The 26,182-nt window shown below is 58.3% G+C and carries 21 protein-coding genes, 1 tRNA gene and 3 pseudogenes; 9 read left to right on the top strand and 16 right to left on the bottom strand.

Annotated features, from left to right (window positions below; genetic code table 11):
• Positions 1–24 precede the first annotated feature (24 nt).
• Positions 25–963: a transcriptional regulator MelR gene (gene melR / locus R0140_RS25090; RefSeq protein ID WP_008807239.1), complete on the bottom strand. Its 939-nt coding sequence runs from the start codon at positions 961–963 to the stop codon at positions 25–27.
• Positions 964–1,202: 239 nt separating this feature from the next.
• On the opposite strand from melR, the gene R0140_RS25085 reads away from it, so the two are divergent.
• The 5 genes and pseudogenes from R0140_RS25085 to R0140_RS25070 all read left to right on the top strand — a co-directional run bounded on the left by R0140_RS25085 (position 1,203) and on the right by R0140_RS25070 (position 5,677).
• Entirely contained in the window at positions 1,203–2,555 is a 1,353-nt protein-coding gene (locus tag R0140_RS25085; RefSeq protein ID WP_050887558.1) for an alpha-glucosidase/alpha-galactosidase, read from the top strand.
• 93 nt (positions 2,556–2,648) lie between these two features.
• Positions 2,649–4,064, top strand: a complete 1,416-nt coding sequence (gene melB / locus R0140_RS25080) for a melibiose:sodium transporter MelB (RefSeq protein ID WP_008807237.1) — start codon at positions 2,649–2,651, stop codon at positions 4,062–4,064.
• Between the two features lie 5 nt (positions 4,065–4,069).
• Positions 4,070–4,189 (top strand): annotated as a pseudogene (locus R0140_RS27855) (hypothetical protein); the annotation flags it as partial.
• Between the two features lie 150 nt (positions 4,190–4,339).
• Complete coding sequence (gene parM / locus R0140_RS25075) at positions 4,340–5,296, top strand: plasmid segregation protein ParM domain-containing protein (protein ID WP_004146678.1); 957 nt, start codon at positions 4,340–4,342, stop codon at positions 5,294–5,296.
• 9 nt (positions 5,297–5,305) lie between these two features.
• Positions 5,306–5,677, top strand: coding sequence for a plasmid partitioning/stability family protein (locus R0140_RS25070; protein WP_016160127.1), 372 nt, complete (start codon positions 5,306–5,308; stop codon positions 5,675–5,677).
• Positions 5,678–6,056: 379 nt separating this feature from the next.
• Here R0140_RS25070 and cbpM read toward each other — a convergent pair whose 3' ends face one another.
• Both cbpM and cbpA read right to left on the bottom strand, forming a co-directional pair.
• On the bottom strand, positions 6,057–6,362 hold the full coding sequence (cbpM, locus tag R0140_RS25065) for a chaperone modulator CbpM (RefSeq protein WP_012543142.1): 306 nt from the start codon (positions 6,360–6,362) through the stop codon (positions 6,057–6,059).
• Positions 6,362–7,279: a curved DNA-binding protein gene (gene cbpA / locus R0140_RS25060; protein ID WP_008807234.1), complete on the bottom strand. Its 918-nt coding sequence runs from the start codon at positions 7,277–7,279 to the stop codon at positions 6,362–6,364. The genes cbpM and cbpA overlap by 1 nt, the downstream gene beginning before the upstream one ends.
• A gap of 75 nt (positions 7,280–7,354) precedes the next feature.
• Between cbpA and R0140_RS25055 the strand changes: the two are divergent.
• A pseudogene (locus R0140_RS25055) lies at positions 7,355–7,462 on the top strand (hypothetical protein); the annotation flags it as partial.
• Here R0140_RS25055 and R0140_RS25050 read toward each other — a convergent pair.
• Positions 7,425–8,108, bottom strand: a complete 684-nt coding sequence (locus R0140_RS25050; protein WP_032741555.1) for a TerC family protein — start codon at positions 8,106–8,108, stop codon at positions 7,425–7,427. The pseudogene R0140_RS25055 and the gene R0140_RS25050 overlap by 38 nt on opposite strands.
• A 224-nt stretch (positions 8,109–8,332) precedes the next feature.
• Between R0140_RS25050 and R0140_RS25045 the strand changes: the two genes are divergently transcribed.
• Positions 8,333–9,118 (top strand): DsbA family protein, encoded by a 786-nt coding sequence (locus R0140_RS25045; RefSeq protein ID WP_008807232.1) that lies wholly within the window; start codon positions 8,333–8,335, stop codon positions 9,116–9,118.
• 46 nt (positions 9,119–9,164) lie between these two features.
• Here the strand turns inward: R0140_RS25045 and pgaD are convergent, their stop codons facing one another.
• From pgaD to pgaA, 4 genes are read right to left on the bottom strand one after another with little or no spacing between them, the layout of a single operon-like run.
• Entirely contained in the window at positions 9,165–9,614 is a 450-nt protein-coding gene (pgaD, locus tag R0140_RS25040) for a poly-beta-1,6-N-acetyl-D-glucosamine biosynthesis protein PgaD (RefSeq protein WP_008807231.1), read from the bottom strand.
• Entirely contained in the window at positions 9,614–10,942 is a 1,329-nt protein-coding gene (gene pgaC, locus R0140_RS25035; protein ID WP_032741342.1) for a poly-beta-1,6-N-acetyl-D-glucosamine synthase, read from the bottom strand. The genes pgaD and pgaC overlap by 1 nt, the downstream gene beginning before the upstream one ends.
• Positions 10,935–12,950 carry a poly-beta-1,6-N-acetyl-D-glucosamine N-deacetylase PgaB gene (gene pgaB, locus R0140_RS25030; RefSeq protein WP_064160982.1) on the bottom strand — a complete coding sequence of 672 codons (2,016 nt, stop codon included), beginning with the start codon at positions 12,948–12,950 and terminating at the stop codon, positions 10,935–10,937. The genes pgaC and pgaB overlap by 8 nt, the downstream gene beginning before the upstream one ends.
• 8 nt (positions 12,951–12,958) lie before the next feature.
• Positions 12,959–15,406 carry a poly-beta-1,6 N-acetyl-D-glucosamine export porin PgaA gene (pgaA, locus tag R0140_RS25025; RefSeq protein WP_224238501.1) on the bottom strand — a complete coding sequence of 816 codons (2,448 nt, stop codon included), beginning with the start codon at positions 15,404–15,406 and terminating at the stop codon, positions 12,959–12,961.
• 632 nt (positions 15,407–16,038) lie between these two features.
• On the opposite strand from pgaA, the gene R0140_RS25020 reads away from it, so the two are divergent.
• Positions 16,039–16,605, top strand: coding sequence for a helix-turn-helix transcriptional regulator (locus R0140_RS25020; protein ID WP_012969132.1), 567 nt, complete (start codon positions 16,039–16,041; stop codon positions 16,603–16,605).
• Here R0140_RS25020 and R0140_RS25015 read toward each other — a convergent pair.
• Positions 16,603–16,731: pseudogene (locus R0140_RS25015) on the bottom strand (hypothetical protein); the annotation flags it as partial. The gene R0140_RS25020 and the pseudogene R0140_RS25015 sit on opposite strands and share 3 nt — an antisense overlap.
• A 119-nt stretch (positions 16,732–16,850) precedes the next feature.
• On the opposite strand from R0140_RS25015, the gene R0140_RS25010 reads away from it, so the two are divergent.
• The gene (locus R0140_RS25010; RefSeq protein WP_306047856.1) at positions 16,851–17,207 is read left to right on the top strand and encodes a PerC family transcriptional regulator; all 357 of its coding nucleotides are present in this window, start codon (positions 16,851–16,853) and stop codon (positions 17,205–17,207) included.
• An 836-nt stretch (positions 17,208–18,043) separates the two neighbouring features.
• Here the strand turns inward: R0140_RS25010 and R0140_RS25005 are convergent.
• The 7 genes from R0140_RS25005 to aspA all read right to left on the bottom strand — a co-directional run bounded on the left by R0140_RS25005 (position 18,044) and on the right by aspA (position 26,075).
• Positions 18,044–18,119: transfer RNA gene (locus R0140_RS25005), tRNA-Phe, on the bottom strand.
• A gap of 115 nt (positions 18,120–18,234) precedes the next feature.
• The gene (locus tag R0140_RS25000) at positions 18,235–20,322 is read right to left on the bottom strand and encodes a DUF1176 domain-containing protein (protein ID WP_317703921.1); all 2,088 of its coding nucleotides are present in this window, start codon (positions 20,320–20,322) and stop codon (positions 18,235–18,237) included.
• 67 nt (positions 20,323–20,389) lie between these two features.
• A complete protein-coding gene (locus tag R0140_RS24995) occupies positions 20,390–20,965 on the bottom strand; it encodes a transcriptional regulator (protein ID WP_032691323.1) in 576 nt (191 codons plus the stop codon).
• A 35-nt stretch (positions 20,966–21,000) separates the two neighbouring features.
• Positions 21,001–22,797 (bottom strand): protein-disulfide reductase DsbD, encoded by a 1,797-nt coding sequence (locus tag R0140_RS24990; protein ID WP_008807223.1) that lies wholly within the window; start codon positions 22,795–22,797, stop codon positions 21,001–21,003.
• The gene (gene cutA / locus R0140_RS24985; protein ID WP_008807222.1) at positions 22,773–23,096 is read right to left on the bottom strand and encodes a divalent cation tolerance protein CutA; all 324 of its coding nucleotides are present in this window, start codon (positions 23,094–23,096) and stop codon (positions 22,773–22,775) included. The genes R0140_RS24990 and cutA overlap by 25 nt, the downstream gene beginning before the upstream one ends.
• A 125-nt stretch (positions 23,097–23,221) precedes the next feature.
• The gene (locus tag R0140_RS24980) at positions 23,222–24,523 is read right to left on the bottom strand and encodes an anaerobic C4-dicarboxylate transporter (RefSeq protein ID WP_008807221.1); all 1,302 of its coding nucleotides are present in this window, start codon (positions 24,521–24,523) and stop codon (positions 23,222–23,224) included.
• Positions 24,524–24,638: 115 nt separating this feature from the next.
• The gene (aspA, locus tag R0140_RS24975) at positions 24,639–26,075 is read right to left on the bottom strand and encodes an aspartate ammonia-lyase (RefSeq protein WP_002885424.1); all 1,437 of its coding nucleotides are present in this window, start codon (positions 26,073–26,075) and stop codon (positions 24,639–24,641) included.
• Positions 26,076–26,182 lie beyond the last annotated feature (107 nt).

Raw genomic sequence — 26,182 nt, 5'->3', positions numbered from 1 at the left:
CTGGGGAGACCCCGGCGGCATTTTTTATGCCTCCGGCAAGGCCAGCCCGTGACGTCGCTGCTGGCTAAGTTTACGGTACTGCTGCGGCGGCATGCCCACGTAGCGGGTAAAGGTGCTGTAGAAGCGGCTGCTTGAGCGGAACCCGGCGGTAAGGGCAATATCCAGGATGGTCTTGTCGGTATCGCTCAGCAGCGCCCGCACATGATTGATCCGCATGGCGGTAATATACTGCTTCATGGTCTGCTGCATCACCCGCTGAAAGACCCCCATCGCGTAGTTCGGGTTAAGCTTCACGTGCTCGGCAACGGCATTGACGGTCAGCGCCTGGTCATAGTGGGCGGCGATAAACTCCAGCATCTGGCTGACATAAAACTGCGCGTGGCGCGAGACGCTATTCTTGTGGGTGCGCGAGGTTTTGTTGACCAGAATCGGCTGCCAGCCGGAGAGGCTCAGCCGCTTGAGCATCAGGGCGATTTCATCGATCGCCAGCTGGCGAATCTGTTCATTGTCGTGGTTCAGCTCCTGCTGCCAGCGGCGCACTTCAAAGGCGCTTAACTGCTGCGCGGCGAGGGACTTAATTACCATTCCATGGGTGACGTGGTTGATAAGCTCCCGGTCCAGCGGCCACGACAGAAACAGATGCATCGGCAGGTTGAATATCGCCATCTGCTGGCAATCGCCGGGGCGGGTCAGCTGATGCGGCGTACAGGCCCAGAACAGGGTGATATAGCCTTTCTCAATGCGCACCACTTCGTTATTAATCAAATACTCTACATCGCCGTCGAACGGCACGTTGACCTCCACCTGGCCGTGCCAGTGGCTGGTGGGCATGGCGTGCGGCGGGCGCAGTTCGATATCCATACGCTGATACTCGGAGTAGAGCGCCAGCGGGCTGCGGCTCTGCTTTTCGTCGCTGCTGCACATAAAGGGATCGGGGGGCAGGGAAGTAAAGCGGTGTTCCATGATTAACCTATTCCTGGATTGTCAGAGTGGCTGCATTTTTCGCCAGAACTGACTACAGCTTAGCGGAATAACCGGCCCGTTTTCTCTCCTTTTAAGTCGATCTATTGCCAAAAACTCAGATTTTGTGGCGCTTAATGGCCGATCTGAGTTTACGGGAATGCTCCGGCGGGAACAGGGCAGCGTAACGCTGAACGACGTGCCACTCTGCAAGTGTTCAATGACCTGATGGAGAGTGCGTGATGACCGCCCCAAAAATTACTTTTATCGGCGCCGGTTCGACGGTGTTCGTCAAAAATATTCTCGGTGATGTTTTCCAGCGCCCGGCGCTGAAATCGGCGCATATCGCGCTGATGGATATCGATGAAACCCGGCTGGAAGAGTCGCATATCGTGGTGCGCAAGCTGATGGATTCGGTGGGCGCGAACGGCGAAATCAGCTGCCATCGCGATCGTAAAACCGCCCTGCAGGGCGCCGATTTCGTTGTGGTCGCTTTCCAGATTGGCGGCTATGAGCCCTGTACCGTCACCGATTTTGCCGTCTGCAAGCGCCACGGCCTGGAGCAGACCATTGCCGATACGCTGGGGCCGGGAGGCATTATGCGCGCGCTGCGCACCATCCCGCACCTGTGGGCTATCTGCGACGATATGACCGAGGTCTGCCCGGACGCCACCCTGCTTAACTACGTCAACCCAATGGCGATGAATACCTGGGCCATGTACGCCCGCTACCCGCATATCAAGCAGGTTGGCCTCTGCCATTCGGTACAGGGGACGGCGGAAGAGCTGGCGCGCGACCTCGATCTCGATCCGGCGGATTTACGCTACCGCTGCGCGGGAATCAACCATATGGCGTTCTATCTGTCGCTGGAGAAAAAGCTCGCGGATGGCAGCTACGTCAGTCTCTATCCCGACCTGCTGCAGGCCTACGCCGAGGGCCGGGCGCCGAAGCCTAACCTGCACGGCAACCCGCGTTGCGAAAACATCGTCCGCTACGAAATGTTCAAAAAGCTGGGCTACTTTGTCACCGAATCGTCGGAGCATTTCGCGGAATATACGCCATGGTTTATCAAGCCGGGCCGCGATGACCTTATCGCTCACTATAAAGTGCCGCTGGATGAATACCCTAAACGCTGCGTCGAGCAGCTGGCCAACTGGCATCAGGAGCTGGAGAGCTATCAGCGCGGCGAGCGCATAGAGGTGAAACCATCCCGCGAGTATGCCAGCACCATCATGAACGCCATCTGGACCGGCGAGCCAAGCGTGGTGTACGGCAATGTGCGCAACGATAATCTCATCGACAACCTGCCGCAGGGTTGCTGCGTGGAAGTGGCTTGCCTGGTGGACGCCAACGGTATTCAGCCGACCAAAGTGGGCGCGCTGCCGGCGCATCTGGCGGCGCTGATGCAGACCAACATCAACGTACAAACGCTGCTGACGCAGGCGATCCTCAACGAAGACCGGGATTACGTCTATTACGCCACGATGATGGATCCGCACACCGCCGCGGTGCTGGGGATCGAAGAGATCTACGCGCTGGTGGACGATCTGATCGCCAGCCACGGCGACTGGCTGCCGGCCTGGCTGCACCGTTAATCCTCTCATGCCGCCGGGGGCAACGAACCCGGCGGTGCCTGTCACGCTCTATCAAACGCTGAAGGAGGCGCTGGCGACAGCGACCTGTACCCTATGAGTATTTCAATGACAACAAAGCTCAGCTACGGATTTGGTGCCTTTGGTAAAGATTTCGCTATCGGTATCGTCTACATGTATCTGATGTATTACTACACCGATATTGTTGGCCTGTCGGTTGGGGTAGTCGGCACCTTGTTCCTGGTGGCAAGGATCCTCGATGCGATAGCCGATCCGATCATGGGATGGATCGTCAACTGCACGCGATCGCGATGGGGGAAGTTCAAACCGTGGATCCTGATCGGCACGATAACCAACTCGGTGGTGCTGTATATGCTGTTCAGCGCCCATCACTTCAGCGGCGGGGCCCTACTGGCGTGGGTGTGGCTAACCTACCTGCTGTGGGGCTTCACCTACACCATCATGGATGTGCCGTTCTGGTCGCTGGTGCCGACCATTACCCTCGATAAACGTGAACGTGAACAACTGGTGCCTTACCCGCGCTTTTTCGCCAGCCTTGCTGGGTTTGTGACGGCCGGCGTCACGCTGCCGTTTGTCAGCGCCGTGGGCGGCGCCGACCGCGGTTTCGGTTTCCAGATGTTTACCCTGGTGCTGATTGCCTTCTTTGTGATTTCCACCCTGGTCACCCTGCGTAACGTGCATGAGGTTTACTCCTCGGATAGCGGCGTGAGCGAGGATTCCAGCCATCTTTCACTGCGCCAGATGGTGGCGCTCATCTATAAAAACGATCAGCTGGCCTGCCTGTTAGGCATGGCGCTGGCCTATAACACGGCGGCGAACATTATCGCTGGCTTTGCCATTTACTACTTTACCTACGTGATTGGCAGCGCGGAGATGTTCCCGTATTACATGTCCTACGCGGGGGCGGCGAATTTGCTGACGCTGATCCTGTTCCCACGACTGGTGAAAGGGCTGTCGCGGCGCATTCTGTGGGCGGGTGCTTCGATCATGCCCGTGCTGGGCTGCGGCGTGCTGTTGCTGATGGCGCTGAGCGGCGTTTACAACATCGCGCTGATTTCGCTGGCCGGGGTGCTGTTGAATATCGGCACCGCGCTGTTCTGGGTGCTGCAGGTTATTATGGTGGCCGATACCGTCGACTACGGCGAATATACGATGAATATCCGCTGCGAAAGCATCGCCTACTCGGTACAGACGCTGGTGGTGAAAGCGGGCTCGGCGTTTGCGGCCTGGTTTATTGCCATCGTGCTCGGTATCATCGGCTACGTGCCGAATGTTGTGCAGTCATCTCACACGCTGCTGGGGATGCAGGCGATTATGATTGCGCTGCCGACGCTCTTTTTCGCCCTGACGCTGTTTCTCTATTTCCGTTATTACAAACTGAATGGCGATATGTTGCGCCGTATTCAGATTCACCTGCTGGATAAATATCGCCGGGTACCGGAAAATGTCGTCGAGCCGGAACGGCCGATTGTGGTACCCAACCAGGTGTAAAAAGCGTGCGAAAACCGCTGAGGAAAGAGGGGAGGGATGCTCTCTTTTTGTACAAGAACAGTGTCTGAAACAGACAGAAAGAGTGAAACTGTATTTCTCTATTTTGTCTCAGTTATTTCTCTTTCAGGGCGCATTGGATTGTTCGTTTCTCCATTTTTTCTCAAATAAAACTCGGAATTGTCTCTTTTTCGTGCACTTGCGCGGCTTTTTAACTCTTGCTACTCTTTTTGGGTCTTACATTTTTCTCTTATTTGTCTCAGTGATGGAGCAATGCGATGCGCATTTTTATCGATGATGGTTCAACCAATATCAAAATGCTGTGGGAGCAAGATGGCGAAACTTTCACCCATATCAGCCCCAACAGTTTCAAACGCGGCTGGTCTGCCACCTTCGGTTCCGGGAAGCCTTTTAACTACACCGTGGATGATGAAAAGTACTCATTCGACCTGATCACTCCCGATGCGCTCCCCACCAATAACATTGACTGGCAATATAGCCCGTTGAACTCCATCGCTGTCCATCACGCGCTTCTGACCAGCGGTCTTGAGCCGCAGGATGTCGAGATTGTGGTCACCCTGCCGCTGACCGAATTTTACGACGAAGATGCGCAATATCGTCTTGATAACATTGAGCGTAAGAAAAAGAGCCTGCTGCGCGACGTTAAACTGAACAAAGGCGTGGTGTTCAATATCACGAAAGTTACCGTGCGCCCGGAATCCATTCCGGCGGGGATCAGCCTGTGCGATGAACTGAAACCGTCGCATTCGGTGCTGATTATCGACCTTGGCGGCACCACGCTGGATATTTCAATGGTCGCCGGGCAGATGACCTCGGTTTCGCGCATTTACGGCGATCCGAAGCTGGGGGTATCGCTGGTGACCGATGCCGTTAAGCTGGCGCTGGCCCGGGCGAATACCGACACTTCCAGCTATAACGTTGACCAGATAATCATCAACCGCCACGACGAAGAATACCTGACCGACAACATCAACGATCCGGATGCGGTTTCTGAGGTGAAGAAGGTGATCAATAACAGCATCGAACGTCTGACCACCCGCGTCCTGACGGCGATTGATAGCTTTAAAGGCTATTCGCACGCCATCGTGATTGGCGGCGGCGCGCCGCTGGTGGCCGATGCGATTCGTGAACGTATGGGGCTGCGCGAGGACCGTTTCGTGGTGGCTGAAGAGCCGCAGTTTGCCCTGGTGCGTGGTCTGAAAATTATTGGTTAAGGAGCGTCTATGACTCTGGATCGCAGAAAAGTGCTGATTTACCTGCGCCCGGATATCAGCGCCAGCGAGCGCTTCGCGGACGCAAAAATTGAGGCCCACCACCGTGGCGACCGCGGCGATATGTCGCGTACGGCGCTGCTGGCGGGGCTGGCGTTAGGGGAAGTTGATAGCCGCTTGCCGTCGATGCTGGCGGCGCTGCTGGCGGAAGATACTAAACCGGAAACGCTGCGTAAGATGCTGGCTTCGTTCCTTGAGATCCAGCCGGCCTCTTCCGCCCCGGCATCCGCGCCAGCGGCGGCTCCAGCTAAGGCGCCGGAGCCACCCGCGCCGGTCAGCGAGAGCGTCTCCGCGCGTAATCTCGCCGGTTCGTTACCGGATTAAGCGCTATTCCCGGTTTGCGCTATTCGGGAAACTCCCCGGCTTGCGCTGCGCTTAGCCGGGCTACTGTTTGCACTGCCCGGTAGCCCGGGTAAGGCGGAACGCCGCGACCCGGGAAATTCCGCTTAGTTTGTAGGCCGGATAAGGCGTAGCCGCCACCCGGCATACAGGCGGCTCCCTGGCTGTGGCCATGCCCGGCGGCGCTACGCTTGCGCGGGCCTACGGATCCAGTGCAATGGTGGGCCCAGTCCGGTAGCCCGGGTAAGGCGGAACGCCGCGACCCGGGAAATTCCCCGGCTTGCGCTGTGCTTAGTTTGTAGGCCGGATAAGGCGTAGCCGCCATCCGGCACGAAGGCGGAACGCTGCCACCCGGGATGTCGCCCTATCCGTGGGCGAGGAAGCGGGCCAGGCGCTGCTGCAGCAGGCGATTTTCGCGAGTCAGCCGCGCGTTTTCATCCAGCAGGGTCAGCGCCACCGCGATCCCCGGCCAGTCCAGCTCCAGCTCGTTACGCAGGCGCACCGCGCGATGGACAATCGTCACCGCGCTGTCGTCGAATAGCCAGGTTTCCGCCTGCGGCTGGTGCGGTTCAATCATCCCCAAGCCGACGATCTCCGTCAGCTCCTCTTCCGATACCCCGGTACGCAGGCACAATTCGGTAATGGTAAACGTCACTGTTACTGTAGCCATCAGGCTTTCCCCCATGTCTTACGCGGATCGAAGCTGGCTTCGGCGGCGGCCAATTGTTGCCAGAGCTCACGCGCTTTTTCATCTGGTTTTGGCGGCATGACAATTTTGATGACGGCGAACAAATCGCCAGTGTGGGTTTTGCTCACCAGCCCTTTGCCCTTGATACGCAGTCGCTGCCCTGCCTGACTGCCCGGCGGCACCGTCAGCAGAATGCTCTCTTTCAGGGTGGGCACCGTGACTTTCGCACCCAGCGCGGCCTCCCATGGCGCCAGCGGCAGGACGATCTCCAGGTTATGGCCGACAATATCGAACAGCGGATGCGGGGCGATGTGGATAACCAGCCACAGATCGCCGTTCGGGCCGCCGTTTTCGCCCGGCGTTCCCTGGCCTTTCAGACGGATACGCTGACCATCGACTACCCCGGCGGGGATCTTCACATTCAGCGTTTTCGGCGTTTCACTTTCGATCATGCCAAACACGTTGTACACCGGCAGGTTATAGCTGATGGTGCGCGTCTGCTCGGCCAGCGTCTCTTCAAGGAACACCGCCACTTCGATCTCCAGATCGTGGCCGCGTGCGGCATGCTGACGGCGACGCTGATGCGCCTGCTGGCCAAACATGGAGGAGAAGATGTCGTCGAAATCTTGCTGGCTGTAGCTCTGCTCGTGTGTCTGCTGCTGGCGACCGAAGCCGGGATCGTTGCGATGCTGCCAGAGCTGATCGTATTCGGCGCGCCGCTGCTCATCTTTCAGGACTTCCCAGGCTTCGGCGAGATCCTTGAATTTGGCTTCGGCATCGCTTTCTTTACTGACGTCGGGGTGATATTTGCGCGCCAGGCGGCGGTAGGCGGTCTTGATAGTTTTCAGATCGTCGGTTGGTTGCACCCCGAGAATGGCATAATAATCCTTCAATTCCATGATTTTATCTCATCTATGCTCAGTGCGGTGGTTACATATTCCCTGGAACAGGCGTCAGTATAAAGCGTAGGGCAAATGCGCCCTGAAGGGGAAGAAAAGTGGCGGAAACTTGACGCCGTCGGGGTCGGCGGCGTCGTGGGCGAGGCTAGTCTTTCGCCTGCGGCCGTGGGCGGCGGCGCCATCCTTCAAACAGCACCAGCAGCGCGCCGACGGCGCCAGCCACGCGCGCGGTGCCGTCCCCGGTGGCGGGAAACAGTTGCTGAATGGTGGGATCGCTGACCAGCATTGAGCCGGCAATCCAGCCGATGAGCATTCCGCCCAACAGCACCACGGCGGGAAAGCGGGTGAGCAGGACCAGGACCAGTTTACTGCCCGCGACGATAATCGGAATGCTGATCGCCACGCCGAGGGCGACCAGCGCAATGTGCCCTTTTCCCGCCGCAGCGACCGCCAACACATTATCCAGCGACATGATCACATCGGCGACGGTGATGGTGATCGCGGTGCGCCACAGGCTCGCGGAGCTGCCGACCTCGCTCTCTTCTTCCTCATTACTCACCAGCTTCATACCAATCCACAGCAGGAGCAACGCGCCGACTATTTTCAGCCACGGTAGCGACAGAAGATACAGGGCGAGCGCCAGCAGCAGCACGCGCGCCAGGATCGCCCCCACGGTACCGATGATGATCGCTTTGGTGCGCTTTTGTGGCGGCAGTTTGCGGCAAGCCATGGCTATCACCACGGCGTTATCGCCGCCCAGCAGTAAATCGATGGCGATAATCTGCAGCATAATCACCGCCATGTCCCATTGTTGGAGTAACGCATTCATTTCGAGAGAAACCACCTGAAAAAAGAGCAAGAAAAACCGCTGCGCAGGGTACTCCGCCTGGGGCGCATTGACCACTGACGCAGACCCACGCCGTCGCGCGGGAAAAGCGTGCCTGAAAAATAAAGTTACGAATCAACGCGCCGTTGGGCAAGGCTTCGGCGAAAAAGGGTGATATTTTGTCACCCAGACTCACCTGCCGTTCACTTATCGCAAGGATCCCCACTATGTCTGGCCACAAGAAATACCTCTCTGTCGCCCTGCTGAGCGCTGTCTTACTGCCGGCGATGGCCTCTGCCGCTGACGCGCCGGCGACTTTCACCCCGGAACAGGAGGCGAAAATCGGCAAAATCGCCGCCGACTACCTGGTCGCCCACCCGGAAGTCCTCCTGCAGGCGAGCCAGAAATTGCAGCAAATACAGGCTGAACAGCAGGCCAGCGCGGCCACTCAGGCAGTGCTGAAAAACGCGGCTGTATTGACCCAGGATAAAAATACCCCGACCTACGGCCCGGCCAACGGCAAAGTCACGGTGATCGAATTCTTCGACTACCAGTGCGTGTACTGCAGCCGTCTGGCGCCGGTGATGGAGCAGGTGATTAAAGCGCACCCGCAGACCCGTTTCGCCTTTAAAGAGTGGCCGATTTTCGGCGGCCGCTGGGAAAGCTCGCTGGAGGCGGCAAAAACCGGCCTGCAGATCTATCAGCAGAAAGGGGCGGATGCCTATCTGGCCTACCATAACGGGATTTACGCTACCGGCCATAACGAAGGTAAGCTGACGACGGCGGATATCCAGCAGCAGGCGAAGAAAGCCGGCTTTGATGCGAAGAAGGCCACCGACGTCGAACCGGTGCTGCAGAGCATTAACGATCTGGCGCAGGAGATTGGTCTGAGCGGCACGCCGGGCGTGATCGTGATGCCGACCACCGGCGCCACGGAAGCCAGCATCACCGTCTTCCCGGGGCTGGCGGATCAGGCCTCGCTGGAAGCCGCCATCAAAAAAGCCGGCGGCTGATCCACGGCGTCGTAACCCATACAGGCCGCCGACGGCGGCCTTGCTCTCATGCGCGCTCGCTCTCTTCCTGCGGCGGCGGTAACGCGTGGCTTTTTAAATCAATAATCTGCCCGATTTGATCGTGGTAAACGGTGAGCAAATTATAGCGGCTCATCTCCGAGATAATTTGCGGCGCAACGTTAAAGCTGCTCGCCAGCTCATCATGTCGCAGGGTGAGCACCGCGGTATGATGCCGGGTGCGAGCGCGGCGCCGGTTGTAATGATACCAGAGGATCAACAGCCAGCCGTTCAGTGCGGCAATCAGCAGATACACCAGCGCCGTATTCAGTGAAGCCATCAGCGACTCCCAGCGCGGAGAGGGCGGCGCGATGAACTGCATCAGCAAATTGGCGTACAGAAAGAACAGAAAACCGAGCCAGGCCAGCAGCGTTAAACCGGCGTCGACCAGCCGGGGCAGCACACGGTGTTCGGTTAAGATGAGCGTATTTTCATTCATCACAGGCTTCCTTTTCCCCGGTCCGGACTCACCCAGCGCGCGCGGGAACGTTGACGTTTCACCATCACTTTCGGAAAAGCGACCAGCGTGGTCAGCAGGCCGATCATCCAGTAGACCATCGGGAACCAGATCACCCAGAACAGTGATTTGGCGACTTTTTTCTCGTAGCATCGCTCGATATACAGACTGGCGACGAACTGCAGCAGGCACATCACGCCAAGCAGCATGCCGGTGAACTCCGGCGGAAACAGGCTGTGCACCGCCAGATTGTCAGGCAGCGGCATCAGGCGGCTGAGGATAAACAGCAGAATGGTAACCGCGTAGGCAAAGGCCCACAGCGTGGAGCAGGCATACTCCAGAAACAGCGGCCACATCCGATGATGCTCCCAGTGAAACAGGCGACGGAGGTTGACCAGAAAAACCTCCGCGCCGCCCTGCGCCCAGCGCAGACGCTGCTTCCATAACCCTTTGAGGGTCTCCGGCATCAGGATCCAGCACAGCGCCCGCGGCTCGAAAAAGATGTCCCAGTGGCGGAGCTGAAGCTTCCAGCTGATATCAATATCTTCGGTGATCATATCCGGGCTCCAGTAGCCGACGTCCGCCAGCGCCTGGCGCCGGAAGGCGGCAATCACACCGGAGACGGTAAAGACCCGGCCATAGATCCGCTGCGTCCGCTTGATAAGCCCAATGATCGACGAGAACTCACCCACCTGAATGCGGCCGATCAGCGTGGATCGGGTGCGGATCCGCGGATTGCCGGTGACCGCCCCGACGTGCGGATAGTGGATCAACGGCGCGACCAGCCAGGCCGCGGTATCCCGGTCCAGCAGGGCGTCGCCATCGATGCAGACCAGCAGATCGCCGCGGGCGGCGGCGGCGCCTGCTTTGAGCGCTACCGCTTTTCCCTGATTGGCGGCAAGGTGGATCACCCGCAGCCTCGGCTCCTCCTGCGCCAGCTGCTGGAGCACCTGGGCGGTGTTGTCCGAAGAGCCGTCGTTAATGGCGATCACTTCGAGATTGGCGTAACGCTGGGCCAGCGCCGCGCTGATGGTTTCCCGAGCGTTTTTCTCCTCGTTAAAACAAGGGATCAGGATCGAAATCAGCGGATTGCCCGGCAGCGTCGGCGGCGGGGTATCCTCCCCCCACGGCCAGTGGCGTTCCAGCTGAAACCAGAAATAAAGGCCCCCGGTGATCCACAGCACTGACATAAACAGCGGCCAGAAGAAGACAAAGTCGAGGATAAGCTCGCCGGTAAATACCGCTGCGACGCCTAACGGCAGCCCGAATACGAGGCATAAAATGCACAATGCGATAATGCGATCAGTCATGGTCAGGGTACCACCAGGAAGAAAATTGCGGCCTGATACGGGAGATATCAGGCTGGTTGTTAATAAAATCGTCAGGGTAGTAGCCGTAGTTTTTGACGCCGTTCAGCCGCAGCAAACGCATCCAGTCCGCCAGCTGCTGGTCGGGAATGGCGTTTTGCTGGCGTCGGTTCCAGTCTCGGGCCTGCAGTTCAAAGATGGTTTTCTTCAGCGCGCCCGGGTGGCTGGCGACGGCCTGGACCAGCCGCGTCAGCCAGGCCTGGCTGGCGTCAATCGGTACGGACTCCATCAGCGGCATCGCCATGGGTACCGTCCAGTCATAGGCGGCAAGGAAGTCATCCAGATTCTGCGCGAACCAGGCTTCGCTCTGCGGCTCCAGGATCGGCAGGGCGAAGAGATTACGCGCCGTTTTCACCTGCGGGCCGCGGATGGCCTGCACCGCCTGGCGTAGATCCAGAGTGAAGCGGGTCAGGGTTTGGCTTTTGAAACGCATCCATGCCTGGCGCTCTTGCGGACGTTGGGGCACCGGGCCGGCATCGTGCCCCAGACCCGTCTGCCGCCAGGCGGCGACCGCCTCCGGGCTCACGTCTTCAAAATCGGTCAGCACGGCGTCATCGTGAAACAGAATCCCGCTGAAGCTGGCGTGCCGGGCCAGATCTTCGTAGATGTCGGTGATCTGCTGGCGAACCCGGGGATCCCAGGGCGACAGGCGAACGTACGGCTGGCGGGCAAGTAACGCCTTCCCGGTTTGCGGATCCCAGCGCTGAACGCGCGGCAGATCGGACGAGAGATCGAAGGCCAGCACCGGCATCCAGGCATAGACCTTCACCCCGCCGCGGGTCTGCAACTGCCAGGAGACGAAGTTAAACAGGTCGGCGCGCATCGGCAGCCAGCGGTTGGGGAAATAGAGCGACTTGACCGTGCCGTCGCCTTGCGGGTCGGAAAAGGCCTGCAGAAAGACATGGCTGATTTTCATGTCATAGACGCGCTGCACCAGCTTATCGATATTTTTCGCCTGCTGGACGGGATTGGGGTCATAGACATAGTCCAGATCCACATGCATCACCCGAACAGGATCGGCTTCCTGAATCTGGGTTACGGCGTTGGCAAAGGCCTTGATCGACGGGTTACCGGCGATCAGCATGCGCGGAATATTGTCCAGATCTTTCACATTGCCCAGGCCGTCGTTCAGCGTAAACGCCAGCTGATACCCCTGCTGTTTGGCGATAGCCAGGGTGCTGCCGCTGGCGGCGCCATAGGGCCACACCCAGGCGCGCGGCGCTTTCCCGGCGACCTCGTGGATTTTCGCCGTCACTTTCTGCACGTCATCGGCCATGCGCCGGGTAAACTGCGCGTCGCTTTCATAGCGGCCGGTGGTTTTATCCCAGCCGCGGTTGGCGGCGGCGGGCTCGCGGCTGCCCTGCGGATTGGCCGGCAGACCGTAGTGCGAGGCCCAGGTGTGCGCGCCGATCTCCACCAGCGGCGAGCGGCTGAGCTCGCGCACCATCTCCCAGGTAGCGAAGCGCTCGCGCGGCGTCATCAGGCCGCCAAAATTAACGGGCTGGTCAGCGGGAGTGTCCACCCAGCTGCCCACCGGCGCCCACAGCGCCGGAACATTCCAGGCTTTAAGTAGCGGCCAGACGCGGGTGTAAAAGCTGCTATAGCCATCGTCGAAGCTGAGAAGAAAAGCCTTAGGTGGCAGTGGCTTAAGTCCTTGGTTCGCATCCAGAATGTCCTGAACGCTCACCGCATGGTAGCCGTGATCCAGCAGCCAGGCGATCTGCTCGTTGAGCGCACTGGTGCGCACTGAAAGATAACGCTGGTCGGCGGCATCGTCTTCCACGTCATGGTAGGCCAGCACCAGAAAGCGATCCGCCGGCCAGGGTTGATTGGCCTCCGGTTGGGGGCGCTGCTGCGGGGCGAGGAAGGGGACTTCCTCAGCACGCACGCTGAAGATAAGGCACAGCCAGACGAGAAGCATCAGGCCGTTGCGCAGGGTCGTGTTCAGCATGGTCATCCTTAAAACCGTATATTTGCATCAAGAGTGATGGCGAGGTTGTTTTCGCGTTTACCGTCGTAGGGGCGTTTGTCCCAGTTCAGCATCACCCCGGTGTCGACGACGTTGTTCCAGCGCACGCGCTGCCCATAGCCCAGCACCGTGATCGCCCCGGCGGCGTGATTTTTTTGCCAGTAGCTGCCGCCGCCGGCGAGCAGCTGCTGGCTCCAGACGGTGTCATAGCGCTGGTAAAGCGTGTGATCGACGGCCAGCGCCGCGGTGGCGGCGAGGTCCCGTGCCGGACTGTAGTAGGCGGTGTCGGTGCGGCTATTGGCGCTGGCCGACAGACCGGGCTGCAGATCCAGCGTTAACCACGGCGTCTGCCAGAGGCGCTCTTTACCGGCGAGGGTGTACTCCTGGCGGCGGTTGCGATCGGTAAACCGGCTGGCGGCCACGCTGACGCGGTATTCCCGGCGTTCGTTTTGATACCAGCGCAGCCAGCCTTCGCCGCGGTTGGCGCTGACGCCGTTGCGTAACGCGCGCAGCGGAGTCTGCTGCGAAATCCGCTCCAGTTCGCCGCCCAGCTGCCAGCGATCGCTGACGTCGTGGGCGGCGGAAAGGCGGACGCCGGGCTTGTTCTCGCCGTGAAAATTGACGCTGGAGAGTTCAAGCTCGCCCCAGTAGTCGCGCGGGCGCCATTCAACGCCGGCGAACAGCTGGCGACGGCTGCCTTTCCCCTCTTCAAAATTGCCTTCAGCGAAGCGGTGCCCGCCGAACAACCGCCAGCTGTCGGCTAGCGGCGGGCTGTAGATCGCCGTCTCAAAACTGAGGTCGTGGGTGCCGCTCACCGGGTTGTCGGAGTGCAGCCCTTTGCCAACGCTCAGGCGAAGTTCGGAAAGATGATGGACCTCGCGCGCTCTGGCCAGGCGCTGGGTATTCAGATCCCGTGGCGAGCGGGCGACGATGTCGTCAGTCAGCAGATCCATTTGCCGCCACTCCTGCAGATCGAGGGCGACCCAGGCCTGCTGGCGCTCCAGCTGCAGGCTGGCGGGTTCCAGAGATTCCGCTGCTTTTAGCTGGCTTTCGGCGGCTCGCGGTAGCCCTCTGTCCTGCAGAAGGGCGGCATAATCTATCTGCAGGCCCTGATTGCCGGGGGCCGTTGCCGCCAGGCGCTGCATCCGGGCTTCGGCCTGCGGCAGGGCGTTGGTGGCCGCTAAATAGTGCACGTTAAGCGACTGTGCGGTGAGCCAGTCGTCATTCGGCTGCGGCGTCGGCGAACCGTAGAGACGACGGATGTAGGGTGCATTCCGGGTGAGGCGGGCGACATACTGTTGCGCCGCCGGGTACTGACCGGTGTCCAGCAGGGCGTAGAAAAGCTCGTGTTCCTCATTCTGTTGGCTTGTCAGCCACGAGGGATGCTGGTGAATAAGCGTCAGCGCAGGCTCAATTTGCTTAAGGGCGATATAAGAGGAGATGACCCAGCCGATAGCCCAGTCGGGAACGGTCTGCTGCTGCGCGATGAGATTTTGGTATTCACGGATGACCTGCGCGTAATCTGCATTGGCGTACAGCGCACCCAGACGATCAATGCGCGCCCGGATGATGTCGGGCGCAGCCTGTGGGTCGGGGTGCCAGGCGGCAATCATCGCGTCATACTGCGTGAGCGCCGTGCGGGCCAGCGCGTAACGCGCGTTTTCTTCGCGGGAAGGGGTATCGGCAAGGCGCACCAGTTCGGCGGCGGCGTTCAGCTGCAGATTGCGCTTTTCCGCAGGCGTCAGTTCGACGCTATTCGCCAGGTCGAGAGCAGGGGAATCGATCCGGTTGCGGGTAAGGGTCGCCATCAGGCTGGCCAGCGCGGCTTTGTTTTGCGGCTCACGATCGAGGATCTGCGTGTCCACCAACAGCTGGTCCCAGCTTTTGCCAAGCCGCAGGTAGACATAAGAGAGCGTCTGCAGGTGGGCAACGCTCGCCTGCTCCGCTACCAGGCGACGCGCTTCGCTGAGCGCCTCGCCGTCCTTGCGGGCATCGGCCAGCGTTTTGATATAGCCGATACGATAATCGTCACTGTCAGGGGCCTGGCTGAGAGCCTGCTGCCAGAGGGTGAGCGAGGCTTGCCACTGTTTCTGGTTACGCAGGGCCTGTGCCGCCGCGGCGGTACCGCGTGCGGGAAGCGGCATATAAACCTGATAGCGTCGCCAGACTTTCACCACTTCATCGTCCTGGCCGGCCCAGAGAGCTACCTGCAGCCAGTCCGCCACCTGAGAAGGGGTTAAGGCATGCCGCAGCTGGTACTGCTGAAGATAAGAGAGAAAGGGGGCGTACTGGCCTTGACGCGCTTGCAGGATCTGCTGGTCATAGAGCGAATCTGCTCCCTGAACCAGCGCCGGGAAGAGCAAAAGCAAGCCGATTGACAGCGAGAGTTTCGTGTTGCGATTAAACAATAACGTATTTGAATAAGGTGATCTTTCCATTTCTATTTGCCATATGTTCATCAAGAATCCATTGCACAACACGACCGTCCTTTGACGGTGAGTTAAAGGATGAGGATGGTCCCATTTAGCTGACTGGCACTGCGGGTGAATGACTTATTGCAAACTAATAAACATATCTCCTGTTGATAATTGAATGGATAATTTATACCCGATACGGCAGCGGATAAATATGGATAAATGATGAGCTGCGTTTTAAGATAATTCTGTAAAATCGACTTAATTCGAGCGGCGTTGTTGAAGTTGGTTTCTTTAACTTACTGAAATAAATAAAAAAGAGAGAGGGTTGGAATTTTGTTTCAAAATTGATGTGCTGCTTATATTGTGAAGAGGTTGGTGGTTTTTACTGGATATTTAAGATGATTTCTGACAAAAATTCTCAATGCCAAAAAAAGCATCTTTTCTGTGGATTTTTTTTATTTATAATTAATCCGTTTATTTTCCATCAGAACGCAAGGAGGGTTTTCACAGCCAGAGTCAGATGCCGCGCTAATGATAAATCACAGGTCTCGTTATTTTTACCGCCATGCGAAGCGTCCAAAGGGGGAAGGAAAACGTCTGGTTGACGAGAATTTGTTGATTAAATGTTAAAGGGACGATTTGTGGCAACTTCAATGATATTGGTTACTCAGGATTACTATCTTTTTCAAGGGGTTAAGAATTTCTTTCCTGATATCATTCAGTTAGATTCTAGCGGAAAAACGATTTTAGATAATGAGGTTGATGAGGTCTCTCTGCTGGTTGATAGCCGTTCGCCGCTTTGTCATTACGATTACCTGGTGATGGAGGCGGCACAATCCAGAAAGCGAATATGTTGTATCGTCCTCGATATGCGCCATCGGGAAGAGCATTTACTGAGTCTGAAATCGTTTTTAAACATGTCATTATCACCCGCCGATATGGCGACATTATTTGGGCTTTTTCTGGAGATGAAGAGCAAGCGGCTGACCAAAGAGTGGTTTGACGATCTGCGCTTAAGTTTGTCTGAACAGTTAATGCTACGTTTGCTTGGGGCGGGTATGACCATGGAGGAGGTGGCGGTGAATCTGAATACCTCGGTAAAAAGCCTTTACCGGAAGCGCACTGCGCTTTATGAGCGACTGGGGTTAGATAATTTTAATGAAGCCTGCTTATTTATCTTCAGAAATAAACTGCTGGAGCACTCCGTTAGGTCGCCATGAGGCTTGGTTGTACAGGGAGTGGATGATATCGCAAGGTATTTGATAACGGAAATATAATAAATTAAATAGCTATTGATAGGTACAACCGTCGATACCGTCCGGTATCCATGGCGGCGTTCGACATATAATTCCGGAGCTCTTTGGAAGTAATTACCGCGAATGCGGTTTGCTATGCACAGCGATTATTATAATGAATATATTCCTTGCGCTGCACAGGAATAGTTTTGTCATAAATTAACTCTACCATGGTATTCCGGCTCAGGTGTCGGAATACCATGGGATATCGTGAAAGCATCAGAGGAGCGAGGTGGATGAGAATAAGGGACAGTATTGCTGAACGGTTAGAGGCGAGTGGGCTCTACCGTCGGGCGGCATCCAGATGGATTGAGGTGATGCAGCGCTGCCTGAACGATGATGACAGAGAGTGGATCCGTCACCATCGTAATCAGTGTCTGAAAAAGGCGCAACGTCCGCCAGCGCCGAAAGAGGAGTTTGCCGACCTCCACCAGGCGGCCAAAGAGACACAATATCGCATGGGTATCGCGAAGCCCTATGGCGAAGCGTTCAGGCTGCCCGGCAAAGGGAAAACGGCCGCCGAGTAATCCCTTTCTTCATGGCGTTTGCCTGACGGCTTCGTCTTATCCGGCCTGCGTTTGCGCAGGCGTTTCCTCATCCCCCAGGCCCGTGCAAGCGCAGCGCCGCCGGGTGATATACATCAGAGGCCGTACCCGCGGTTGTGCCGGAGGGCGGCATAAATGCCTTATCCGGCCAACGAGTCCTTTCGCAGGCTCAAACAGCGTAGGCACGCGCAAGCACAGCGCCACCGGGCGATACACATCAGACGCCGTACCCGCGGTTGTGCCGGATGGCGGCATAAATGCCTTATCCGGCCTACGGGTTCTCCACAGGTTCAAACAGCGTAGGTCCGCGCAAGCGCAGCGCCACCGGGCGATACACATCAGACGCCGTACCCGCGGTTGTGCCGGATGGCGGCATAAATGCCTTATCCGGCCTACGGGTCCTCCACAGGTTCAAACAGCGTAGGCCCGCGCAAGCGCAGCGCCGCCGGGCGATACACATCAGACGCCGTACCTGCGGTTGTGCCGGATGGCGGCATAAATGCCTTATCCGGCCTACGGGTCCCCCCGCAGGCTCAAACAGCGTAGGCCCGCGCAAGCGCAGCTCCGCCGGGTAGGGGATCATAGAGTGGAGTTCGATGAAGAGTCCGGATGCAGAAAAGCAAAAACCCGCCTTTTGGGCGGGTTCTTTAAATAGTGGTGCCCGGACTCGGACTAACGCCGCAGGCGTTGAACAGCGCGCTTGTCGCGCTGGCCCCGAAGGGGTGAGCCGCTGTACGGCGAATAATCGAACGGAGTTCGATGGAGAGTCCGATCGTAGAAAAGCAAAAACCCAGCCATAGGCTGGGTTCTCTAAATAGTGGTGCCCGGACTCGGAATCGAACCAAGGACACGGGGATTTTCAATCCCCTGCTCTACCGACTGAGCTATCCGGGCAACGGGGCGCATTAAACCGTAATCCGCCCACCCCGTCAACCAAATTTCTTAAATTACTTATCGATTGCTTATCTTTGCGGCAATTCTGCGTTCAAAGGCGCGTTTTGGCTTAACTTCACTGCATGCCGTTATCACCCTCGCGGGTTTTCCAGCCGCTGGTAATGGCGATTACGTGGCGCAACCCGGAGATAATATAATCGCCAATGACCTCTTCATCCTCGCGCGGGGAGCTCAGCGTAATTTCCGCATCCACGCCGTGGCGATAGGCGCCATGGTGGCTAAAAATAGTGCCGATATAGCACTTCCCGTTCAGCCAGACCGGAATATAGGCCACTGTCTCATAGATATAGTTGATGGCGACGCCGCTGTAGTAGTTATCCGCCTCGTCGGCGGAGGTGCCCGGTGGGATGGGGCAGATCGGCGCATCGTTGTCGCTGACGGGTTTGTCTTTCAGCAGGCTGCCCTGCATGACCTCCAGCGAACGCAGCAGATCCGCTTTATCGCTGTCGCTGAGGGGTGGGGTTAACGGCTGGTCTTTCTCCGGGGAGCGGATGCTGTTCAGCGTATAGCGATAGCGAACCGTCACCGCGGGCGTCTGGCTCGCAGTGCTGAACGGGCGCAGCAGGTAGAGATTATCTTCGCCAAACTGGCCGTTGTACCACAGGGCATACACCTGACCGTTGATTTTGACCCAGTGGTTCCATTGGTTAGCCCCGCGGCCATTGATAGAAAAGAGGGCGCCGGGCACCCCGGCATCGAAATCATCGCCGTTATCACTGTCGCTGCCGTCGACGGCGGCAAAGTCATTATCGCCGCGCCGGAGCACCCCGGTGTAGCTGAAGAGCCCGGTGCCGCCCACGTAGCTGTCGATGATCAGATCGCGTTTGCCGTCACCGTCGAGATCGATCAGGGTAAAGCTGACTTTACCGTTTTCTGAATCTGCGCTGATCGAGGAGCGCAGAAACGCCTGCCACTCGTCATCGCTGATATCCGGGGAAGGTTTGCTGGTCGAAACCAGGGTGTCATCGGCGTAGGTGAGCGTGAAGTCGGTAATATGGCCGGTTAACGGAAACTGCTCGGCGACCTTATTCAGCGACAATTCTGGATCGCTTTTTTGCGCTTTCAGCACTGCGTTATACAGCGTGCGCAGGGCGAGGTTATCCGCCTCTTTCTGCTGCCTGGGGATCACCTGGCTGACAAAGGTCGGCAGCATCCAGGTGCCGCCGGGGGTGATTTCCCGACACATACCGGTGCTGTACTTCAGGCTGGGGGTAAAGGTTTTACCGTCCCAGACGCGGGTTTCGCCGGTTAGGCAGTCGGCAATGCCCCGTTCTTTGTGCAAAAAGACGATAGTGCCGTTGGCGTAGCTCGAGGCCTCGGTGGTCAGCAACCGTGGCTTGTTCAGCTGGGCGTTATCGACCAGCCACAGCGCATAGCCGTCGTTATAGGGCGCTCGCCAGCAGAGCGCCTGCACCAGAGAATGGGTTTTATCCAGCGCGGTCAGCGTGATCTGGCGCTCTGCCGCCGGGATGGCCGGGTTCTGCCAGTCGTCACAGCGCTGGTTCAGCAGCGGCGTCAGGGAGGGCAGCAGCTTCTGGCGCTGAAGTATGCTCAGCGCCACCGGCTGCGCGTTATGGATCACCGGGGCGGCGATAATCTCCGGGGCGGCAGTGGCTGGCAAAATGGCATCGTCGCCGGCATCGCCTTTATCCAGCAGCGCGTCGGCGGTGCCGGTGCGTCGCTGAAACGCATCCATTTTACCCAGTACCTCGCGGCTGCCGGCGCTGGAAAGCGGCAGGTGCTGGCCGTTAAGGGTGAATTCGATTTTGCGCTGATTCGCCAGGGCCTGTAGCAGGGCGGCAGTCTGATTGCTGTCCAGACGGAAGTGGCTGTCGTCCTGGGCGTCCAGCGCGCCAAGATCCCGGTCGTCGATCAGCAGGCTGGCGGTGGAGTCGGCGGGGATATCGTGCTCGATTTGCGCAAAGGTGGCCGTGGCGGCGAGGCGCTGTTCGCTGCCGGCGTTGCGGGTCAACAGCACGCTGACCTCGCCCATGCGGACGCCGTAACCCGCCGCCCGGCAGGTGCCAGTGTTATCGCAGGCGAGCTCCCAGTCTTTTTGCGTAAAGGAAAAACCTTGCAGGGGAGCCGCCAGCAGAGGTGTGGAGCACAGCCCCAGCCAGGCAGCCCAGAAGAACGCGCGCATATCAATCCCTGTCAGCAATCAGTGAGGGGGAAATTATAGGCGCGACGTGGCGGTTAGGATATCAGAATCAGGTTAAGGCGCCGCCCATACGACACTGGGCGAAGCGCAGAATATCTTCTGCCAGCCGCCGGGCCGTATCCACATCCGTCTGGCTACGCTTGATCAGCAGACGGCTCAGGCAGCCCTCGACGATCAGCTCCATCTGTTTAGCGACCATTTCCGGGTCATCCACCTCCAGCTGAGTCAGCAGCTCATGAGTATAGGCCAGCGAAGCCTGCTTCTGCTGTTCCGCCAGCTGGTGAATGGGGTGCTGGGGATCGGGATAGAAGGTGCAGGCGGCGATAAACAGACAGCCGGGGTAGCGGTGGTTACTAACGCAGGTGGTGAGCGCGGCATAGCGTGCCAGCAGCTTTTGCTCTGCGCTTAAGGTGTCGTCCAGCAGCAACTGTCGGCGCCAGGCATCCACCTGCTGGCTCAGATAGCGAAGCGCGTCGTACAGCAGCGCTTCGCGATCGGGCCAGAAGCGTTTCAGGTCGCTCGTCGGACAGGACACGCGCTCAGCGACCATCTCCAGCGACGTGTTGGCGATACCTTCAATTTCAAGAATTTTAATGGCTTCTGCCAGGACGTCTTCACGTAGCACGGTGTTCTCCTCCATCTTTCCTCCTAAAGTGTCGCTCACGCTTGCCAATCGCGCAAATGGGCGCTGAATGCCGCGGCATCCATAAAGCCGGTGACTCGCCGCTCAGGCTGTTCCTGACCCTCAGCGTTGAAGAACAAGATCGTCGGCAGACCGAGCACCTGCAGGTGTTTCAGCAGCGCGACGTCTTGCGGGCTGTTCTTCGTCACATCAATCTGTAATAACACGGTGCCTTTCAGCGCCTGCTGCACGTCAGGTGAACTAAAGGTGTATTTTTCAAACTCTTTGCACGCCACGCACCAGTCGGCGTAAAGATCGAGCATCACCGGTTGGCCTTTTGCCTGCGCCAGCGCCTGGTTAAGCTCGGCCACCGAGTTGACGCGGGTGAACGTCAGATGCGCCTGCTGCTCGACTGCCGGAGCGCCAAATGCCCAGTCCTGCAGGGGCCGCGCGCTGACCAGCGCGGCAGCAAGCAGGATGATTTGTACCAGCCGCATCCACGGCCGGGTAGCGCCCAGCGAGGTGATAAACGCCCAGCTGAAGAAGGCGACGCCAAGCATTGACCACAGACGTAATCCCCACGGGTCGCCGACAATGCGCTCCAGCAGGAAAACGGGCAGAGCCAGGATCACGAACCCGAAGGCGGTCTTCACATGGCTCATCCACGGGCCGCTCTTCGGCAGCAGACGGTTGCCAAATACGGTGACGAGGATCAATGGCAGGCCCATGCCCAGCGCGTAGAGGTACAGCGTGCCGCCGCCCAGCCAGAGATTACCGCTCTGGGCGATATACAACAGGATGGCGCTCAGCGGCGCGGTGGTGCATGGGGAGCAGATCAGTCCGGCAATGGCGCCCATCGCGAAAACGCCACCGGGCGAGCCGCCCTGGCGCTTATTGCTGAGCAGCGCCAGCCGCGTCTGCAGCGAGGAGGGCAACTGGAGCGTGAACAGGCCGAACATGGAGAGCGCCAGCAGAATAAATACCACCGACAGTCCCGCCAGGACATACGGGTGCTGCAGGGCCGCCTGGAACTGCAGACCGGCGGCGGCCACTACCAGCCCCAGCGCGGTGTAGGTTAAGGCCATCCCCTGGACGTAAATAAAGGCCAGCAGCAGGGCGCGCGCGGTGGAAAGCCGCTGCTTTCCGCCCAGCACAATGCCGGAAATCAGCGGGTACATCGGCAGTACGCAGGGGGTGAAGGCGATACCAATACCTATCAGCAGCGCCCACAGCGCCGTAAAGGGCAGGCGGGCAGGCGTGTCTGCAGGCGGCACTGCGGCAGGCGCAGGTGATGTGGCGAGCTCCGGGGCCGGTCGCGGCTCAACCGGCAGCGGCGGGTTGAACGCCGGACGGCTGCTCGTCGACGGCATGGGCTCGATGGCGGTTGCCTGGCCGTCGGCAGAAGTCGCCAGCACGGCGCTCAGCGGGATCACTTTGGTTTCCGGTGGATAACAGAATCCGGCATCGGCGCAGCCCTGCCAGGTGACGGTGAGGGTGGCGTCTTTCTCCGCCTGCTTCACCGTGACCGGCACGGTCAGGCGCTGGCGGAAAATCTCGCTTTTGCCGTAAAACTCATCTTGATGCCACTCTCCTGCCGGGAGCGCCGGTTCGTCGATCGTCGCCCCGGCGGCGCGAAAGGTAAACTGTTGACGATAAAGATAGTAACCATCCTTGATTTGCCAGCTCAGGTTGACATCGTGCTGTTGCTGCTGAAAGTCAAAGGCGAAGGCCTGGTCAGCAGGCACGAAGTTCGAGCGCCCCGGCGCGTCGAATAACCCGGCGGTGGCTGACGTGCTGCACAGCAGCAGGATCAGCGTAATGATGCGGTAAGCCATGAGAGGTAATCGTTGTCTCCATGAATGACGGGTAGAACCAGCAGTTCAGGGGTTTGATACGGGTGGTGAGACTTCAGGCAATCCAGCAGCGCCTGCTGATGGGCAAGGTCGGTTTTGAGCAGCATCTGAACTTCATACTCCTGCTCGAGTTTCCCTTCCCAGTAATAGAGCGAGGTGGCGCCCGGCAGCAGCGTGGCACAGGCGGCCAGCTTGTCCGCCAGCGCTTTTGCCGCCAGATCCTGGGCGGTCGCTTCATCCGGCGCGGTACAGAGCACAACAACAGCATCAGGCGTAGTCATCATGAACCTCGTATCAGCGAAAAGAGGCACTATAGCACGCAAGATGCGGGGATATTAGCGTCACGATCGGGGGTAGGGGAGGGAAACGGGCAGCGGGCCCGCGCGGGGCCCGCCGCCAGCGGTATTTACAGCATAATCCCGCCAAAGATAAAGCCCAGGATCACGCACAGCGTGATAGCGATAACGCCGGGGATCAGGAAGGCGTGGTTAAAGACGTATTTGCCGATGCGCGTCGAGCCGGTGTCGTCCATCTCCACCGCCGCCAGCAGGGTCGGATAGGTTGGCAGGACGAACAGTGCCGAGACGGCGGCAAACGAGGCGATCGCCGTCAGCGGGCTGACGCCGAGCAGCAGCGCGGCGGGCATCAGCGCCTTGGTGGTGGCTGCCTGTGAGTAGAGCAGCGTGGCGGCGAAGAACAGCACCACCGCCAGCAGCCATGGGTAATTGTGCAGCAGGTCGCCGGCCACGGCCTGGATATCGCTGATGTGCGCTTTAACGAAGGTATCGCCCAGCCAGGCGACGCCGAGGACGCAGACGCAGGCGCTCATCCCGGATTTAAAGGTGCTGGCGTTGAGCACTTCGCCAGTGTCGATTTTGCAGGTGATGCTAATCAGGGTGGCGATGGTCAGCATAAACACCACGATCGCTTCGTTACGCGGCAGCACCGGGTTCTTAATCAGGCCGACGGTATCGCTGATGGCCGTGGCGTAGAACATCACCGCCACGATGCCGATCAAAAACAGGAGGACAGAGCGTTTGGCGTGCGGCTTCAGCTCAAACACCTGGCTGCCGCGCAGTCTAACTTCCCCCTTGGCCAGCCGCTCCTGGTAAATGGGATCGTCTTTCAGTTCGCAGCCGAGGAAGTTGCAAACAATCGCGGTGAGCATTACCGCCAGCAGGGTGACCGGAATACAGATGGCCAGCAGCGTCAGGTAGCTAACGCCCAGCGGCTCAAGGATCCCGGCAAAGAACACCACCGCCGCGGAGATAGGCGAGGCGGTGATCGCTATCTGAGAGGCCACGACCGCAATCGACAGCGGACGAGATGGGCGAATGCCTTGCTCTTTGGCCACTTCGGTGATCACCGGCAGCGTGGAGAAGGCGGTATGGCCGGTGCCGGCGAGTACGGTCATAAACCAGGTCACCAGCGGGGCAAGGAAGGTAATGTACTTCGGGTGGCGGCGCAGCATCCGTTCGGCGAGGCTGACCAGGTAATCCATCCCGCCGGCGACCTGCATGGCGGCGATAGCGGCGATGACCGCCATGATGATTTCAATAACGTCGAAGGGGATCGCACCCGGTTTGATTTGAAAAATAAGCGTCAGGACAAGGACGCCAAGGCCACCGGCAAAGCCGATACCAATGCCGCCGAGCCTGGCGCCGAGATAAATCGCCAGCAGGACAATAACCAGTTCTGCACCAAACATATATGCCTTCCTTGTTTTTTAACAAGTTGATATTGAATTGTTGTATTTTAGTAAAACTAAAAAGCAAAAAAGGCATGTCATCGCTGACATGCCTTTCAATGACTAACCGGAAAGATTACTGTTCGCTTTCATCGGTATAACGCTTCGCTTTATAAGCAGGATGCATCAGGTTTTGCGCGGAGAAAATATCATCCAGCTCCGCCGCCGTCAGCAGCCCACGCTCCAGCACCACTTCCCGCACGCTCTTGCCGGTTTCGGCGCAGATCTTGCCGACGATATCGCCATTGTGGTGGCCGATAAACGGGTTGAGGTAGGTGACGATGCCGATTGAGTTGTAGACGTAGCCTTCACATACCGCTTTATTGGCGGTGATGCCGTTAACGCATTTCTCCAGCAGGTTGTAGCAGGCGTTGGTCAGGATATGTATGGATTCGAACATCGCCTGGCCGATCACCGGCTCCATCACGTTCAGCTGCAGCTGCCCAGCTTCGGAGGCCATGGTCACCGTGGTGTCGTTGCCGATGACTTTAAAGCAGACCTGGTTGACCACCTCCGGCACTACCGGGTTAACCTTCGCCGGCATAATAGAGGAACCCGCCTGCAGCTCCGGCAGGTTGATTTCGTTGAGGCCTGCGCGTGGACCGGAAGAGAGCAGGCGCAGGTCGTTACAGATCTTGGACAGTTTCACCGCCAGGCGTTTCAGCGAACTGTGAACCATAACGTACGCCCCGCAGTCCGAGGTGGCTTCAATCAGATCTTCCGCCGGAACGACCGGTAAGTTGCTCACTTCCGCCAGCTTCTGCACCGCCAGCTGTTGATAGCCGTCCGGGGTGTTGAGGCGTGTACCGATGGCGGTGGCGCCGAGGTTCACCTCCAGCAGCAGCTCCGCAGTGCGCAGAATACTTTTGGTCTCTTCATTAAGCAGCACATTGAAGGCATGGAACTCCTGGCCGAGGGTCATCGGCACCGCGTCCTGCAGCTGGGTGCGGCCCATTTTGAGAATGTCCTGGAACTCCACGGCTTTCGCCTGGAAGCCTTCGCCCAGCTGTTTAATCGCATCGATTAACTTCAGGATGGAGGCATACACCGCGATGCGGAATCCGGTCGGGTAGGCATCGTTGGTGGACTGGCATTTGTTGACGTGATCGTTTGGGTTCAGGTACTGGTATTCGCCTTTCTGATGGCCCATCAGCTCGAGGCCGATGTTCGCCAGGACTTCGTTGGTGTTCATGTTTACGGAGGTGCCGGCCCCGCCCTGGAAGACATCGACCGGGAACTGGTCCATGCATTTGCCGTTATTGAGGACTTCGTCACAGGCGGCGATAATCGCATTTGCCGCGCTTTTGGGAATGGTCTGCAGCTCCTTGTTCGCCAGCGCGGCGGCTTTCTTCACCATCACCATGCCGCGCACGAATTCTGGTATGTCGCTGATTTTGCTGTTGCTAATGTAGAAGTTTTCAATCGCTCGCAGAGTATGAACGCCGTAGTAAGCGTCCGCGGGAACTTCCCTGGTGCCCAACAGATCTTCTTCGATACGAATGTTGTTTAACATGTGAACCTTCTTTTCAAGCTGCCAATGAATTCACCAAATACACAGAATATCCAGGATTCAGTATATTTTCTGGCCGACGATTATTTCCTTAACCGGCCTGGTGCCCA

It is taken from the genome of Klebsiella sp. w6 (genome assembly GCF_033100215.1).
Taxonomy (GTDB): domain Bacteria; phylum Pseudomonadota; class Gammaproteobacteria; order Enterobacterales; family Enterobacteriaceae; genus Klebsiella; species Klebsiella variicola.
The sequence above is the reverse complement of the archived record's forward strand: the minus strand, read 5'-3'. Positions and strand labels throughout refer to the sequence as shown.